General features: G+C 59.3%; 13 protein-coding genes and 1 tRNA gene. 10 read left to right on the top strand and 4 right to left on the bottom strand.

Annotated elements, in window-relative coordinates:
- Positions 1 to 359: phosphotransferase (locus tag EOA24_RS01735; protein WP_348633061.1), on the bottom strand; the 359-nt coding region annotated here is incomplete at its 3' end.
- 116 nt (positions 360 to 475) lie between these two features.
- Complete coding sequence (locus tag EOA24_RS01730; RefSeq protein ID WP_126079466.1) at positions 476 to 1,759, bottom strand: aspartate aminotransferase family protein; 1,284 nt, start codon at positions 1,757 to 1,759, stop codon at positions 476 to 478.
- Positions 1,760 to 1,861: 102 nt separating this feature from the next.
- On the opposite strand from EOA24_RS01730, the gene EOA24_RS01725 reads away from it, so the two are divergent.
- The 3 genes from EOA24_RS01725 (at position 1,862) to EOA24_RS01715 (ending at position 5,263) form a co-directional block, all read left to right on the top strand.
- On the top strand, positions 1,862 to 2,623 hold the full coding sequence (locus EOA24_RS01725; protein ID WP_126079467.1) for an SDR family oxidoreductase: 762 nt from the start codon (positions 1,862 to 1,864) through the stop codon (positions 2,621 to 2,623).
- Positions 2,624 to 3,489: 866 nt separating this feature from the next.
- A complete protein-coding gene (locus EOA24_RS01720; RefSeq protein WP_245491002.1) occupies positions 3,490 to 4,206 on the top strand; it encodes a Crp/Fnr family transcriptional regulator in 717 nt (238 codons plus the stop codon).
- Between the two features lie 310 nt (positions 4,207 to 4,516).
- Entirely contained in the window at positions 4,517 to 5,263 is a 747-nt protein-coding gene (locus EOA24_RS01715; RefSeq protein ID WP_189343341.1) for a response regulator transcription factor, read from the top strand.
- Between the two features lie 267 nt (positions 5,264 to 5,530).
- On the opposite strand, the gene EOA24_RS41365 is transcribed toward EOA24_RS01715, so the two are convergent.
- Positions 5,531 to 5,887 carry a hypothetical protein gene (locus EOA24_RS41365; RefSeq protein WP_189341961.1) on the bottom strand — a complete coding sequence of 119 codons (357 nt, stop codon included), beginning with the start codon at positions 5,885 to 5,887 and terminating at the stop codon, positions 5,531 to 5,533.
- A gap of 353 nt (positions 5,888 to 6,240) precedes the next feature.
- A complete protein-coding gene (locus tag EOA24_RS01705) occupies positions 6,241 to 7,071 on the bottom strand; it encodes a response regulator transcription factor (RefSeq protein WP_126079470.1) in 831 nt (276 codons plus the stop codon).
- A 667-nt stretch (positions 7,072 to 7,738) separates the two neighbouring features.
- Here EOA24_RS01705 and EOA24_RS01700 point away from each other — a divergent pair.
- The 7 genes from EOA24_RS01700 to EOA24_RS01670 all read left to right on the top strand — a co-directional run bounded on the left by EOA24_RS01700 (position 7,739) and on the right by EOA24_RS01670 (position 16,784).
- Positions 7,739 to 9,595 (top strand): polysaccharide biosynthesis/export family protein, encoded by a 1,857-nt coding sequence (locus EOA24_RS01700; RefSeq protein ID WP_189343267.1) that lies wholly within the window; start codon positions 7,739 to 7,741, stop codon positions 9,593 to 9,595.
- A gap of 294 nt (positions 9,596 to 9,889) precedes the next feature.
- On the top strand, positions 9,890 to 11,032 hold the full coding sequence (locus EOA24_RS01695) for a GNAT family N-acetyltransferase (protein WP_126079472.1): 1,143 nt from the start codon (positions 9,890 to 9,892) through the stop codon (positions 11,030 to 11,032).
- 125 nt (positions 11,033 to 11,157) lie between these two features.
- Positions 11,158 to 11,242, top strand: a tRNA-Asn gene (locus EOA24_RS01690).
- 525 nt (positions 11,243 to 11,767) lie between these two features.
- Positions 11,768 to 12,379, top strand: coding sequence for a 4'-phosphopantetheinyl transferase superfamily protein (locus tag EOA24_RS01685; protein WP_245467261.1), 612 nt, complete (start codon positions 11,768 to 11,770; stop codon positions 12,377 to 12,379).
- Positions 12,380 to 12,471: 92 nt separating this feature from the next.
- Positions 12,472 to 13,488, top strand: a complete 1,017-nt coding sequence (locus tag EOA24_RS01680; RefSeq protein WP_126079474.1) for a thioesterase domain-containing protein — start codon at positions 12,472 to 12,474, stop codon at positions 13,486 to 13,488.
- Between the two features lie 35 nt (positions 13,489 to 13,523).
- On the top strand, positions 13,524 to 15,536 hold the full coding sequence (locus EOA24_RS01675) for a non-ribosomal peptide synthetase (protein WP_126079475.1): 2,013 nt from the start codon (positions 13,524 to 13,526) through the stop codon (positions 15,534 to 15,536).
- A 75-nt stretch (positions 15,537 to 15,611) separates the two neighbouring features.
- Positions 15,612 to 16,784 (top strand): acyl-CoA dehydrogenase family protein, encoded by a 1,173-nt coding sequence (locus EOA24_RS01670; protein ID WP_245491003.1) that lies wholly within the window; start codon positions 15,612 to 15,614, stop codon positions 16,782 to 16,784.
- Positions 16,785 to 17,006 lie beyond the last annotated feature (222 nt).

Genomic DNA, 17,006 nt, shown 5'->3' with positions numbered 1-17,006 from the left:
CATTGCGACAGCACGACATTGCGGGGTTGCGCCAGCCTGGCATGGCCGGCACGCTGGATCTGCTCGCCATCCTTGCCCGCCACCGGCACGGGGGTGGGCACGATCCCGGTCTGGCGCAAATCGGTCAGCCAGGCCAGTTCGGACTGGATGGCCGTCCTTGAATGGTAGCCGTCGCGATGAATGCGGAGCGCCCAGCGCCGGCCGTCGGGAGCCGCAACCTTATAGGTTGCGTTCTCCGACAGGTTGATCATCGTGACGGAGACGTCCGCCGGCAGATCGTAGTTGGCGATGGCCGCCTCTGCCGTCTCCTGCAGGATGCCGAGTTGCTGGTCATGGGTGAGCGCGTCGAAATCCGTCACTGTCCGTCCTGCCCTATCTTTGCACCCTTGTCCCCTGCCGGAACCCTGCGATCCCAGCAAGTCCAACCGCCAGCCCGCGCTGGACGCCTGGCAGTTTCAACCAGGTTTGGACCATGTCAATTCGCCTTGCCTGCCTGATGCAGCAGCTCCCGGGCGCGCGGCATTGCCGCATCGAAACGATTCATGATGTCCTGGCAGGTTTCCCGATCCAGAAGCACGCCGGGCTTCCACTGCAGCACCCGCTTGTCGAGCGACGAGAAGATCGCCCAGACGCCCTGCTCGTAGAGTGCGCGTGACACGAAGACGGCGCCCTCCGGGTGATTGCTGAATTCCAGGCCGAGGATCACGCCTTTCTGGCGCACGCCGGTGAAGATGTCGCCGTGCCGAGCCAGCATCTCGCCCATGGCCTGTGCCATGAACTCGGTCACGGTGCCGACATTGGCAACCAGCTCAGGCCGCTGCAGCATCTCGATGACCTTGTGGGCGACGACACAGCCGAGCTCGGCCCCGCCGGTGGTCGAGATGTGGGCGGCCCCATCCTCGTTGAGCCAGCCGCCGGCCCTGTCGTTCACCAGCGTCGCGCTGATCGGATAGAGGCCGCCGGACAGGCCCTTTGCCGTCACCATGATGTCCGGCTGGACGCCATAGGCCTGCCAGCCCCACATGCTGCCGGTCCGCATCAGGCCGGTCTGAACCTCGTCGGCGATGTACATCGCGCCATGCTTTTCGCACAGCGCCTTGCAGGCGCTGAGATAGCCGTCCTTCGGCATCGGGAAGCCGTAAGTGGCGGGGATCGTCTCCATGATCAGCGCCGCGACGTCTTCGCCCTGCAGCGCCTGCTCCATGGCGTCGATATCGTTGAAGGGGACCTGGATGAACATCTCCGGCTGGTCGGAAAGAAAGATCTTGGTGAAGCGATCGTCGCCGGTCGCCACCGCGAGCCCCGAATGCCCGTGATAACCCTTGATGATCGATACGATCTTGCGCCGCTTGGTGGCATAGCGGGCACTCTTGATGGCGATGTCCACCGCCTCCGCGCCGCCCGGCGCGAAGACCGCATATTTCATTCCCGGCGAGACATCGACGAGGGATTCGGCCAGCGCCGTGCGCGCCACGGAGGGGAACCAGTGATTGCCGATGTCGAAATAATCGAGCGCGCTCTTCAGGGTCTCGACCAGTTCCGGGTTGCGGTGACCGAGATTGTAGGTGCCGCCATTGAGGTGCAGGTCGATCAGGCGGCGGCCCGACATGTCGTAGAGGAAATAACCTTCCCGCTTGCCGATCACCAGATCGATCCCGGCTTTCTGCCAGAACCTGGTCTTGTCGGGATTCCAGAAACGGATTGCCTTGTCGAAAAAATCCTGCTTCGACTCGAACTTGAAGGGGCCGAAGTCGTACATGCCTGTTTTTTCCCCAGAGATTGATCGGCGCGCACCCAAGCCGGCGAGGCTCGTCCGCCGGATGATGCAGGATTACGGGCCAGGGAGAAAGGGGTCTGAAAGATGATCCTGAAGGACAGGACCGCAATCGTCACCGGGGCAGGATCGGGCATCGGCAGGGCGGCAGCTCTGATTATCGCGCGCGAGGGTGCGGTGGTCGGCGTGGCGGACCGCAGCGCTGACGGCGCGAACGCGACCGTCGACCAGATTGTTGCCGCAGGTGGCCAGGCGAAAGCGCTTGTGTTCGACCTGACCGACGATCAGGCGCTTGAAGCCTGTTTCCGCAATTTCATCGACACACAAGGCAGGATCGACATCCTGCACAATCATGCCGGCGTACAGGTAGAGGGTGACGTGCTCGGTGTGAGCGTCAAAGGCTTCGACACGTCCTGGACGCTCAACGTGCGTGCTCACTTCCTCGGTGCCCGCATCGTGATGCCGTTCATGAAAAAGGCGGGTCGCGGGGTCATCCTCAACACGTCATCGAGCTCCGGCGTGCTCTACGACCGCGAGATGATCGCCTATACGACGACCAAGCACGCGGTGATCGCGATGACGAAGCAGATGGCGGGCGACTACGGCCGCTTTGGCATTCGCGTCAACGCGCTTTGCCCCGGTTGGGTCGACACGCCGTTCAATGGCCCTTTCATCGCCCAGATGGGAGGGCGGGAAGCCATCGAAGCCTACATCCGCGAAAAAGTGCCGCTTGGTCGTTGGGCAAGCGTCGAAGAAATCGCGGAGGCGGTGCTGTTTCTTGTGTCCGACCGGTCTTCGTACATGACGGGCCAGATTCTGGTTGTCGATGGAGGAGAGACGGTGATCTAGGCGTGGGCTTCGGGAGGTTATTCGGACCGGACCGAGGAGACTGGAGTTACCAGGCTTCAGCACGCGTCGGAGGGTCCGAATGGACATCCAAGAGAATGCCCCGTCCCGCTACGTCTCACAGGTGACATCAACCTACCGAGAAATTAACCAACGGGCCCAAAATCATTCGATCTAAAACTCATCAATTTATCTGGCAGCGCTCGCTTGATTCCCGAGGCATAAGCGCAAGGCATTGATATGTAATAGTTGGTGGGCCCGGAGGACGTATTGAGTACATTGATTATTTATTTTTTCGTGGGTCGAAATCAGAAATCTTCCCGCATCGTTCCGTATGGTTCTGTGACGCAGTCGACTTTAGCTAACCCCAATGCCTCCTTTGCAAACATACGCGGCCCTTCGGAGCCATGTTCCAAAATGACCGCAATGGGGCCGGAAGTGCCCGACCGGTTTCGGGATGATGCTGCCGACAAGCCGCCGTTTGTTTTGATGCATGTCTCCCACAATCGCTGCACATTTCTGGGAGACATGCACAGTAGCCGCCCTGCCCGACCATTCTTGAGGCCAGGCGTGCAAATTCCCAATTGCAACTTTCCGCAACCGGCCAAATCGCGTTTTGGACGCGAAATGCGCAAAGTCAGGCGGTTGCAAATGACGCCTCGGCTGAAGGCCGCACCATCCCCGGCGAAGACATCGGCTCTCTCCACCTTAGGAGGCTGATACGGAACTTCGAAGTCGTTGCGGCGTTGCAGAGGTCGGAGAAGTGTTCTTTTCCATCGAGCGTTGCTACCATAGCCAGCTCATTGTGAAGCCGCTCACATCTGGCGTTCAAGAATTAACTATTGTAGGTTGTGGTAGGGTTGGGGAAATTGCTGATCTCCATGCAGACATTGTCGCAATTCATAGGCCCACGTCCGGTTGGGGAGACGTGGTCGAAGGCTGAGTGGGTCAACACCCATTTTCTCGGTGTTACCCCAAGAGCCTACAAACCCGATTCGATCATATGTCGCCAGGATGACGACGACGATACGATATTCATCGTAAAGTCAGGCTGGACCCTGCTCTACCGCGGGCTGCCGGACGGAGAACGGCAGATCATTGACACTCCCCTTTGGGGAGACATTGTCGGCTTCCGCTCCGTAGACGGACCACGGTTCGCTTCGCTAGCATCCATAACCGATGCGACTGTTTACCCGATACCAAGGAAGGCCTTGGTCGAGGGAATCTTGTCCGAGGCTACTTTCGGCAGCAAGATTGCCCACTCCCTGGCACGGATGAATGCCATTCTAGCCGAGCACCTAGTGAATGTCGGGCGGCGCAATGCAATGAGCCGGACCGCCCATTTCCTGCTCGAATTGGAGGAAAGGCTCTCCAACGTTGGCCTGTCCGCTCACGGGAAGTATGACTGCCCTCTCACTCAGAATGAACTGGCGGACATCCTCGGAATGACCCCCGTTCACGTGAACCGGACATTGAGGGAACTCCGCAGTGCCGGTCTTGTCTCGTTCAAGGCTGGCCATGTCGAGATTCTCAACCGCAAGAACCTCGTAAAATCGGCCGGGTTTGAGAAAGAGTACCTCAGCTAGATTTCTCCTGGCGAATCCAGCCTGCTCCCGCGATCGGTTTTCAATCAGCAGGCATAGCGGCGTGCCTGGGAACCTGTGGCGCGGCGTCTTCAAGGCCTGGTCGGCACCGCCTATTTGCAAATTTACCAAAAATTAACCTAGGTTAGCGACCGCTAATAATACCACCCTAGAGTACGTTAGCCGTTCTTCGCTGGGGTAGGCGGGAACAGCTGTGTGGTCAGGATGAAGCGATCCAGCCTAAAAATTCCAAATTCTGGAACAAGGGATGGTCGGCCGCCGGGGGCGGCTCGTGGGCAATAGGGTGGGTAATATGAGTTCCTCAGCTGGACTGGTTAATTACACCTCTTTGAATCAGCCAAGGGTTTCGAGTAACGGAACCGAAAATGCTCGTCATGAGCAGTGCCTTCTCATACTGGATGGAAGGGCCTTGGACCGAGAATGTCTTGCATCGGCCCTCGTAGACCACGAACTTGGCATGGCGGTCGCAGCCATGGGTTCGATCGAAGAATGGCGCATGAAGAAGGGCTCAGCCCCTCCCCTGGTCGCCATACTCTTCAACCTTGGCGGTCGGAAGGTCACCGATCATGTCACGGCCGACGAGATCAGGCGCATATCGTCTGAGTTCAAATCGATCCCTGTAGTTGTCCTGGCGGACAATGAGGACCTTGCACAGATATTGGCAGCACTCGAATGTGGCGCACGAGGCTACATTCCGACCTCAGTCGGTATCGATGTGTGTGTCGAAGCAATCAACCTTGCTGCAGCAGGAGGTATCTTTGTTCCGGCAAGCAGCGTTCTCTCCATGCGGCATCTGATCGAGTCAGAAAGCCGCGACACGCAGCCTTTGTCGAGAATGTTCACTCTAAGGCAAGCCGAGGTCGCCCAAGCGCTCTGCCGCGGGAAAGCCAACAAGGTCATCGCCTATGAGCTGAACCTGCGTGAAAGCACCGTGAAGGTGCATATCCGAAACATCATGAAGAAACTGAAGGCGACCAACCGCACGGAAGTCGCCTACAAGGTCAACGATCTCTTCGCGGAAGGAGCTCTGCGAAAGTGAAGGTCGAGGATCCTCATTGCAGTGACTAGAGCGGAATGAAATTGCCTCCGGTCACCAAGAGGGCGAGTTCAACCTGGTGTCGATGCTGGACCCACCGCGCCCGCCGGCGCGGCGCGTCCACACGATCCTGCTCAGTTCTGGTCAGCGCCTTTTTTGTGGGTGTGCACGAATTCGCAGACCGAGCGCGCGACCTTCAGGCCGCTCGTCAAATTCGGTCATAAACCCGCGCAAGGTGACGTCTTTCTTCGGGAGCGCCCGACCAGCCGGTCACGCCAAGCTCCCGATATAATCTTCGGCTGGTAGCCGCTGGCCTGGCGCAGCGCCGCCCCCGGTCTCGTCCATCCGCTTCAACCGCTCAGTCGCTGAACTAGAGAAGGTATGTCTGCCCACCCAGCTCAGGGCTTCCTCGATCGTATCGAAATTCTTGTGCTGCCCGCTTAGCAACCCGAAGCCTGTCTCGAGGAACCATTTGCCCTTTGTCGAGTAGGCTTCCTCGTCGATGCGAGTAAGGACTGCAACCAGTTGATCGAACTTCCAGACCAGGAGCCCCGACTCTCCGCCCACGACCGTTCCAATTCGGGCTTCGTTGAGCGAAAATCCAGGAGCAATTTGTGCGTTATCCACCTTGATGCATCCTCTCAACTTCAAAAAAGGATGTTGAAAATCTGTTAGCTTTAAATGGGCTGCTTCTGTCCCTCGCCCGACGACACAGGCAAATTTTTGTTAGCACACCGTCGGGCGAGTTCAAGCCTTTTCACCGATGATCCACCGCTCGTTTTTCGCGAGATGTAACTGCCAAAGAATTTGGCCTGCCTGAGCTGAAAGCCGTGGCAAAATAGTCGACTCCGCGCAACCCGGCGAGCCCAGCGAATGTCTCCCGGTCGAACCCAGTCCTTCGAGCGTTGAGTTAGCTGCAGGCACATTGTGATTTCGCACGAAGCTCGGCCTGCGACCACGAGCAGCCCGGCGGGACTATATCAAGAAGAGGCGGCGGTCACATCGGATGAGTGCTTGAGGAAGCGGTATCCCTTTTGTGCTCCAATCAGCTCTTGCTGATCGTGGGAGGGCTGAATGGCGATCTTTTCGTTCCCTGACAGGCCATTGCCGGACGAGGGAGTGAGCACGCCGTGATTCATCGCCCAAACTGCAGCCTGAGTACGGTTGCGGACCCGAATTTTTCGAAGGATTGCCTTGACGTGTACTTTCACCGTAGCTTCGGCGATGTCAATTTTGCGCGCGATGATTTTGTTAGACTCTCCTTCGATCAAGCAACGAAGGATACATTTTTCTCGATTCGACAAAACTGACAGCTCTCTATCCTCGTCCTCGATTTCAACAGCCACGCTTGCCAAATCACGCACCGCATCATACTTCATAATGGGCCAAATTTCTTGAATAAAAGTCGATGTTTCCGCAGGTAACACGGTCTGGCCAAGCATAACCAATTCGATGGCCTTGATGAAGGTTTCACGAGCAGCGGCTTTGGTCAAATACGCGTCAGCCCCCGCGCGAAAGGCTGAAACTATATCGTTCGATCGACACTGATCGGCTAGCGCCACGACATGGCTGGTCGGATACATTGCTTTAAAGTCTGCAATTTGCCCAAATCCGGCATCCCCCCCAGTGCCGTCTACATCCACGATGAGCAAGATGGACCGGTGCTGGGGTAGCGATTTCTGCAGAAGATCGTGAACACAAGCCGCAGAGGAGAGAATACGAAATTTTTCTGCATCCAGGATTCGAATAAGACCCTCTCGAAGTAATTCGTTCGCCCCGACAAGCACTGTTACAAACGATTGCCTTGTCATCACAACTTCCTCTAACCTGTGGCGCTCGACGTCCCTAAGACCCGGTGTAGTGCCCGGCACGCAACGCGCCAACCGCCCTAATTCCTTGGCCTAAATTACCTTACGCCACGATATCCCATGCCAAGATACCCTCTTTAGGCGCCCAAATACCCTCTTTAGGCGTAGGGCAGCATCGTCGAGGACTATCCGGATTCTCAAACCCAAAGCCTCGATCGGGTTTGCGGCTAGGAGGCGTATATGGTGATCTCCTCGTTCTCCAAAGCTTGGACGATGAAATCGGGAGGATGTCCCAGCCGTCCTGCAGATGTATGTTGGGCCGCAGGCGGTTCGAGACGCTTTGTCGGCCGACCAATCCCGGCTGTTCGCCGCGTTCGATCGCCTTGTCTCGTTTGCCGTCAAAGAGGTTCGTCTGCGGCGCAGCAATCTCATCATTGAACGAGCCCGCGCAGGCGGTGTTTATCCGGAAGGAGTGCCCACAAAGGATAGTTGTGCCGTTGGAGGTGAAGGGTCACGATAAGGCGCAGCCTTTGCTCGGCTCGACCAGTTCGAGACGGGATGGTCACCACTGAAAAAGTGAAGGTCACGTGCCATGGCAATAGAGACAAAATACAATTCCGAACCCGCCTCCGAACCCGTCGCTTCCTCGTCAAATTCGGCCCGGAGTGGCATGAAGGGCGTCCTGCTTGTCATGGGGCTCTCCAGCGTCGCCGCTCTGGGAGCGGGCGCGATCAGAAACTGGGAGGCCCTCAGGGATGCCTCCGGACCCGCGATGCAGAAGGTCGAGGACGTCTCCGGAGCCCTGACGCAGAGGGTCGAGGAGGTTTCCGGAACCCTGGCGCAGAGGGTCCAGCAGGTTTCCGGAACCACGGCGCAGCGGGTCGAGGAGGTCTCCGGAACCCTGGCGCAGCGGGTCGAGGAGGGTTTCGGAGCCCTGGCGCAGAAAGTCTCTTCTGCTATTGACAGCTGGCAAGATCAACCAGCTCAAACCATAGCCGAACCGTCCCGCGCGGTCATGCCTGGATCGGGTACGTTGGCCGCCGCTTTCACCGCACCGAGTGCCGCGCCTGTCATCCTTAGCGCTGAGGGTTCCAAAACTCCCGGAACGGGACCGGATTCGTCTCCTGCTGCGTCGATCGAAAGGAACGCAGCCCCTGCCGTCGCCACCAATTCCGAGCGCTCCGGAACACGCGGCATTGAACCAAACGCGCCAACCGGCAGCCCGTTCGGCGTCGGCGACCGCCTCAAGCTCGCGTTCTACGAGCGAGTCGACGTCGAGGAAGACAAGTGGGGAGGCACGTCCTCGGCCTCGGCCCTGGGCGGCATCCTGCAGCGTCCGGAACTGAGCGGCGAATATACTGTTCAGGAGGACGGCACGATTTCCTTGCCCTTGCTTGGCTCCGTTCCGGTCGCCAACCGGTCGGCGCAGCAAGTACAGGACGACCTGGTGGAAACCTTCAACCAACTTCTTGGCCGCAAGGGGCTGGTCAACATCCTGTCGCTGGAGCGCTCGCCTATTTACGTGCTGGGGCCGGTCAAGAATCCAGGCTCGTTCAAGTACGCGCCCGGCATGACGATCCTACATGCCGTCGCGCTGGCCGGCGGACTGAACCAGAGCTCGAGCGAGCCGTGGCAGCAGATCGAAGCCGTGCGTGAAACCCAGAAGCGGAGCGGGGCGATCGATGCCATGGTGAAACTGCTCGCGCGCGCGGCCGTCCTGGAAGCCGAGCGCGACGGGACGGCGCCCAAGATCCCGTCCCAGTTGCTGGAATTGGCCGGCCCGACCGAAGCCGCCAATCTCGTCAATGAGCAGAGCGACCGCCGTAATGCCCTCGCCATGGCCCGCAAGTATCGCGAACGCGCGAGCCTGGCGGCGCTGGAGGCAGCCAAGCAGGATGTCGTCGCGTATGGACACATGGAATCGCTGGACGAGCTCGTCAAGCTGCGCCAGGAGCGCGTCAACACCATGCAAACGCTTGTGAACCGCAAAGTTCTCAACGTGACCATGATGGACCAGGCCCAGGCCGAGCTGTCTGACGCGGAACAACGTCGGCAGGACGCCCTTAACCGGTTCTCGAGCGCCAAGCAGCGCGTCGCTTCGCTGGAGGCTGAGGTGATGCAAGCCCGCGCCGACCACACGAACGATCTTGAGGTCGAGCTTGAGACGACGGAGAATCAGATCGCGACCAATGTGCACGACTTGAACGCCAGCGAAGGCGTCCTGTACACGTTGCCGGTGACCCGCGCCCAGTTTGCGGCCCAGTTCACAGCGAACGCGAACAGGGTGACCTATCAAATCGTGCGGCAATCGCCAGCCGGGCCGGTCAGCATCGAGTCCGACGGGATGACCCTTTTGCGGCCAGGCGACCTCGTCAACATAAGCATGGACGAAAGCCAGCCAAGAGAGCCAGCCGGCTCGCCGGTTCCAACCTCGTTGCCGACCGGCGACAACCTGCCGGCCGCGAGCACTCTCAACGAAGCAGGGCCTGGGCGCGTGCTGGCTGATCAGATGATCAATCCGAATTGACGCCTAACAAACGGGTTTGCCGTCGGGGTGGCAATTCCCAACGGCAGCCCGAGCTATAGCGTTGGCAAAGTACTGACGGCATCGTGCTGAAGACTGAAGCTGCCTCTTTCGAGGAGCCTCATTTGCCTGTTATTTTGCCTTGATTCAACGCAATAGCGCAATGGAAGCTACTCGGTCGGAAAAGTATTTGAAAGAGGGGAGCATGTCAGGATCTCGCTACGTCTCTCAGTTATCAATCGCTACATCTCAGATTTCAATGCGAAGCGCTATCGTGTGGCTTCAGACGAGCATGCCATGCCTCAGGATACGGTGATCGACGTTAGTGTGGAGACCTTGCAGAACATCGAGAAACTTGAGACCGATTGGAAGGAGCTCGAAGCGCGAGCCACCCACTCATTCTATCTATCCTGGTTGTGGATCGGAACGTGGCTACGGCATCTCCCGGCGGGTGCGCAACCACACGTCTTAGTCGCTCGGACGTCAGGCAAGATTGTCGGCTTGGCGATTATTTGCCGTCGGAGGACGTGGAGTTTCGGGCCGCATGCGCGAGCGCGTTGGCTGCTCAATGAAACCGGAGACGTTCGTTTCGATCGACTGTTCATCGAGTACAACAATATTCTAGCGGAGCGATCCCTGGCCGATGCCGTTAGAGCGGCATGCCTCGAGGCCTTGGCACGTCACTTGCGCTACTCCGACCAGCTGGTGCTCTCTGGAATTGATCAGGACTTTGACTCAGCCGCTTGTCGCACCGCGGGGCGAGCTGGGTTCCTTGCCGAGGTCAAAGCGGTAGATACGGCACGATGGATCGATTTCACCAAAGTCCGCCAGAAAGGCGGAAATTACCGCGCCACGTTGGGCCGAAATACTCGTCAAGCGGTAAGCCGTGCCATGCGGTTATATGCGGAACGCGGCCCCATTGAGTTCCGGACGCAGGAAGCGACAGCTGACGCGCTCGTCGCGTTTGATTTGCTCGCCGAGCTCCATCAGGCGCGGTGGAGACATAAGGGATCCTTTGCCAACCCGAGCTTCCGTCGCTTTCACGAGGACCTTATTGCGCGGGGAGTTCCCACGGGGACCGTCCGCATCTCACGGACTTTGGTTGGGGAGCAGACAATTGGTGTTTTGTACAACTTCGTCCATGACGGGCGTGTTCTCAACTATCAAAGCGGCTTTGTGTTTGAGCGCGACGGCCGGCTCAAACCCGGGCTTATCAGCCATGTGCTGGCGATTGAGGATAGCATCGGACGCGGGGAGTGCGGCTACGATTTTCTGGCAGGCTCCGCCGGGCACAAGTCACACCTGGCCAATGCGGAGCAGCCTTTGCGGTGGATCGCGATAGGCAGAGACAGTCCAGAGCGCCGCATTGAGGCAAAGCTGCGCGGGGCCAAGGGGGTGCTGGGGACCATTGCTGCTCATGTGAGACAGGCCGCGGCTTGAGATGTCGACCAAAAAGGGAGCTGCCATTCTGATCGAGTCTTTGAGGCCGGCTCTTGGACCTTGAAGCGGCAGGTCGGCTGTTTGGCAAGGGAGGCAAGGAGAGGTTGAATTTGTCTAATCTATGTTTCAGCGTGGCGGAATTGGTAGACGCACCGCACTGTTGATGCGACGCCGCAAGGCTTGTAGGTTCGACTCCTACCGCTGGAGCCATAGATTCTAAAACGCAACGTAGCGACCATAACCGATCGATAGTCAGAAGAGGTAATCCGAATTGGATCTTAACTGACGATGGCATCGCAAGCGACGCGCGGAGACTGCTTTGATCTGACGCGATTCCGCATCCAAGTAACTTCGGCCAGCAGCCTACTCGTCAGAACAGGGAGATCACTGGGCGCGAGTTCATTGCCAAGATTGGTGTCAAGATAAATTTGGCCGTTTCGCCTCCGACAGCCCCTCGCAGCAGCAGCATTTCTAGGTGGCTTTATAGCCCCCCATCCATACATCAAAATACCCACCCGCCGCTCCTTGCTTTCGCCCTTACGTGATTGTTTCATCGGGAATCGCATGAACGGCGCTGCCGTTCTTATGCGCATGAGCGTTCCCAGCGATCGGGAGCCACGTATGACTTCTGTCTGCCCCGTGCTCGAGTTCATCCAATTTTCTGGCGCTCCCGTGGAGCCGGAACCGCCCCCTTCATACTCTTTGGATAAAGTCGGGCTGAGACCCGGGATCATAATGCCGATTTTCGAGAAAGATGGTTTAGAGGTCTTGGCATTCATGCTCGACACGGAGCAGAACGTCATCCGCGAGATAGGCGTTTGCCTCAACGAAGAGGAACGTCGGCGCGCCGATGGTTTGAGACTGGAGCGGGATCGCCGCCGCTTTGAAACTACCCGTGGGCTGCTGCGCCGGGTCCTCGCTTCCAAACTGGGAATCTCGCCGTCCGACCTCGAGATAGAATATGGAAGCCTAGGCAAACCCTACCTCTCGCGACGCATGCCTGCTCGCGATTTGCACTTCAGCGTCTCACGATCCGGAGATGTCGCGGTCGTCGCCCTCTCGACCCGGGAGGAGGTTGGGGTGGACATCGAGGCCGTTCTCCCTGTGCCCGAAGCGGACGAGATCGCAGCGCTCTGCTTTTCCGCCTCCGAGTACCAGTCTTACACCGCCCTTGGCCCGCAAGACCGGCCGGAAGGCTTCCTCCGGCGCTGGACCCGGCTGGAGGCTGTCTCAAAGGCCCTTGGGTGCGGTTTAGGACAGCCCCTTTCTTGGGAGGAAGAGGACTGGACTTTCCATAGCTTCGTACCGAAACCCGGGTACATCGGGACCGTGGCAGTCCGGAATTGAGTGGTAGTCCGGAATCGAAATGTCGGCGATGCCGTCATTCACTTACGATGCACCACAGATAAGCGAGGAGGGCAACCAACTCGAGAGGCCCTATGTTGGCGGACGTGATGCAGATCCCGGAGTTTCTCGCAGACCTCGCGGTCAAGGACATCAAGGTTTGGGTAGAGGGTGACCGGCTGCGCTGCAACGCCCCGGCTGGCGCACTGACTGCCGAGTCTTCCAACCAGTTGCGTGAGCGGAAGGGCGAAATCATCGCGTTTCTGAACATGGCCACGGCGGCAGCTCAGCAACAGCCAGCAATCATTCCCCTGCAGTCTCGCGGAACACGCACGCCCATTTATGCCGTGCCCGGGCATATCGGGGCGCCCTTCTCATTCTCGGACCTGTCGAAGCACCTGGGTGGCGATCAGCCGTTCTACGCACTCCAACCGTCCGGCTTCGATGGGCAGAGCGAACCGATGGAACGCGTCGAAGATATTGCCGAGTATTTCGCCCGCCAGATCGTCGCATATCAGCCCACCGGTCCCTACATCATCGCCGGTTACTGCTCCGGCGCTGCAACCGCTCTCGAGCTGGCGAAAATCCTGCGTCAACGCGGAGCGGAGGTCCCGTGCATGGCGCTATTTGGCCCTCTGCACCCCATCATCTTTAAGGAATTGCCGCGTCAACTATATTTCTTTGCCAATCGCACCGCCGATTCATTCCTGCGAGAGATAGCAAAGCTGCCGACCTTCGGAGCTCGTCTCCGGTATTTCGGCAGGCGTCTCCAGAACCTTGGCGGGCACGTCGGCGCCCTCGTGACCCCCAAAGAGCCTGTCACGACCGATCCGGTGCTGGCGAGCAGAGCTCGACTCAAATCCACGGCGATCACGGCTTTGCGGCGGTACATCCCCACTCCGTATTCGGGTCGAGTATTCATATTCCTTCCGAACAAGGCTTGGATGCGATCGGGTGCGGCACCGCGCCAATGGCTTCGAGTGATGCCCCAAGCCGAATTTTATTTCGGGCCCGAGGACTGCAACGATAGCCGTATGCTGGAGGAGCCGGATGCGCCTGCCATCGCAGAACTCTATCGCCAGGCAACCCGAAGGGCTGGGCGATTGACGTGATTGATCTTTGATTTCTGCACTGGGGAGCGTATCTGATGAACGAGGTCCTGCCTATCGCGGTGAAGGGCGTAGCGCTCTCCCCGCTGAAAGATGCCGATCATAAGACGCTGGTTGTCGAGTACAACGCTACGGCAGCACCCTACCCGTCGGACAGGACGATCATCGATCTCTTCCGGGACCAGGCGAGGCGCAGTCCTAACGCCGAAGCGATCCGTTTCGGCGACGCAACGCTGACGTACCGGCAGCTCGACGAACGCTCCAACCAGATGGCCATGCATCTGAGCTCGACCGGCGCTGGGCCAGGTCGGATTGTCGTTGTGTTCATGGAGCATTCCATTGAGGTCGTCGTCGCGATCTTGGGCGTCCTGAAGTCGGGCGCGGCCTACGTGCCGGTGGATGCGGCGACGCCGAAGGGGCGTCTCGCAACGATCCTGAAGGACATTGCCAACGGGACCGACGGGCGGGCGCCGGTGGCGATCACACAGGCGCGCCTTCAATCCGTCATTTCCCCGAACCTTGCCGACATTTTCCTGCTCGACGCCGATTTCGGGCCGATTTTGAATCAGCCGGATTCGGCCCGGCCGTCCGCTGCCACTCCGGACAGCGCCGCCTATATCATTTTCACTTCCGGCTCGACCGGCACGCCCAAGGGCGTTGTGATCGAGCACCGGAACCTGGTGAACTACATCTGGTGGGCCGCTCGGGTGTACGGTTCCAGCGAAGGTGACGCATGGCCCCTTTTCTCATCCCTGGCCTTCGACCTGACCGTTACCACGCTCTATACGCCACTCGTCACCGGCGGCCGCATCGTGGTCTATCGCGGTGATCCCGGAGTCCAGAGCATGGTCGTGCTCAAGGTCATCGACGACAATGCCGTCAATATCATGAAGCTGACGCCGGCGCATCTCGCGATGATCCGCGACCGCAATCTCGAGACCACAAGGCTGCGCAAGTTCATCGTGGGCGGCGAGGACTTCAAAACCGAATTGGCTCGCGATATCACCAACGCCATCCCCCATCCCATCGAGATCTACAACGAGTACGGACCAACCGAAGCCACGGTGGGCTGCATGATTCACCGTTTCGACATCGACCGGGATCAATCCGCATCGGTGCCGATCGGCGTTCCGGCCGCCAATGCGGGCATCTACGTCCTCGACAAAGCACATCGACCGGCCGCCCCCGGCACCATCGGTGAGATGTTCATTGCCGGCGACGGTCTCGCGAGGGGCTATTTCAATCGCCTTGACCTGACAGACGAGCGTTTCCTTACGGTCACCGATCCTCGCGATGGGTTTTCGAAACTGCGGCTGTACAAGACCGGGGATCTCGCCCGCTGGAACTCGGAAGGGCGCCTGGACTTTCTCGGCCGCGCCGATCATCAGGTGAAGATCGGTGGCGCACGTGTCGAGCTGGGCGAGATCGAAGCCCGGCTTCTCAAGCATCCGCACGTTCAGGAATGCGCTGTCACCGCCATCGCCAACCCGGCGACGACACCAAGGACGGTCGAAACGGGCGATCTCAAACCGCCAGCGGCAGAAGACGGCATCGCGCGACTTGTGGCTTACTATGTCTCGTCGAAACCCCTGACCGTCGCGGAGCTGCGCGCGCACCTCGCCGAAGAACTCCTGGGATCCATGATTCCGACGCACTACGTCTGCCTCGAACGGATGCCGCTCACGTCCAACGGCAAGATCGACCGCTGGTCGCTTCCCGAGCCGACGGCGGAGAACTTCCAGCCTGCGCAAGAATTCGCCGCCCCGTTGACGGAGACCGAGAAGACGCTGGCCGCGCTGTGGTGCGATCTCCTCAAGGTCGAGGCAATCGGCCGTCGCGACAACTTCTTTGACTTGGGCGGGGAGTCGCTCCTGGTGATGCGGGCGGTGGCGCGCATGCGCAAGATCTTCGGCGTGGACGTGCAGCTTCGCAATCTCTTTGAGCGCCCGACGCTCGCCGAACTGGCGGAAGCGATCGACGGAATGCGTTGGGTGGCAAATTCCAAAGGCTCCCCACTCTCGGAGGGACCGAGAGAGGAGATCGAACTCTAGCTTGCCGGAATGCCCCGGCCTTCGGCACCGATCCAGGCGGTGCCTTTGCATTGGATGCATGCAGAGCGGACGAAGATGATGGACAAAGCTTGGGTATCGGCACGAGAACCCGGACTGCCTTGGGTGGCGGCGGAATATGAGCTCTTGCGCGACCAAGTGCGCCGGTTCGTCGATGAGGAAATCAAGCCCTGTGCGGATCCCTGGGAAGAGAACGGATTCATTCCTCGTCCGATCCTGCGCCGCATGGGCGAACTCGGCTTCTTCGGCATCCGCTACCCTGCCGAGTATGGTGGCGCCGAGATGGACGCGGTCGCATCAACGGTCTTCGCCGAGGAGCTCGGGCGCTCGACCTACGGCGGCGTCGCCGATGCAATGCTGGTCCATGCCGACATGGCTTCCTTATACGTCTTTCATGACGGCACCAAAGCCCAGCGGGCGCGCTGGATGCCGGGCATAATCAGCGGCGAGGTGATCACCGCGGTCGCCATCACGGAGCCTGATGCGGGCTCGGACGTGAAGGCCATCCGCACACGCGCGCTGCGAGATGGCGACTCCTACGTGCTCGACGGCACGAAGCTCTACATCACGAATGGCGTCCACGCGGATCTCTACTGTGTCGCAGCCAAGACTGATCCCTCGGCAGGAAGCCACGGGATCACTATGTTCCTCGTCGAGAAGGGGACGCCAGGCTTCAGTGTCGCGCGCGAGTTGGACAAGCTCGGCTGGCGTTCCTCCGATACGGCGGAGCTCGTCTTTGATGGTTGCCGCATCCCTGCCGAGAACGTGCTCGGCACGGAGGGACAGGGCTTCTACTCCATCATGCGCAACTTCCAGAATGAGCGCCTTGTTCTCGCAGGTATGGCGATAGGGATGGCCGAGGCCGCGATCGACATGACCCTCTCCTGGGTGAAAACTCGCCGCGCATTCGGGGGCGTCCTATGGGACATGCAGGCGATCCGACAACGCCTTGCGATGCTCTCTGCGAAAGTGGCGGCAAGCCGTGAGTTTCTCTATGCCACCGCCTGGCGCATGGCGGCGGACGATGATTGCCTGCGCGAGATCTCGATGTTGAAGGCCGTCTGCGGCGAACTTGTCAACGAAGTGTTGTATGCGTGCGTGCAGTTCCACGGCGCCATGGGCGTTATGCGAGAGAGTCCGATCGAGCGCATAGCGCGTGACGCCCGCGTCTTATCCATCGCCGGCGGCGCGACGGAGGTGATGCTGGAGGTAGTCGCCTCGATGGCGTGAGCCCAATGCGCGGCACTGAGGACATCGCTCTCTGGCGTTGATTATAGGAGGGCTGCGTTAAGGGCCCTTCGGACGGTGGGTAGGGTAGCTGATGGGGTCTTTCGGCTGTTTTTCCCCACCCGCTCTCAGGCGGCGCTGAAGGAAAGCATAAGCGGTCATTGTCATGGGCGCCCGTCGATGCAGGCCCCGGCAGGGGCGGACTGCGTCACGTCGGTGGTCGCC

The sequence above is a fragment of the Mesorhizobium sp. M2A.F.Ca.ET.039.01.1.1 genome (genome assembly GCF_003998035.1).
GTDB lineage: Bacteria > Pseudomonadota > Alphaproteobacteria > Rhizobiales > Rhizobiaceae > Mesorhizobium.
This window is presented reverse-complemented; position numbering and strand designations above follow the sequence as displayed.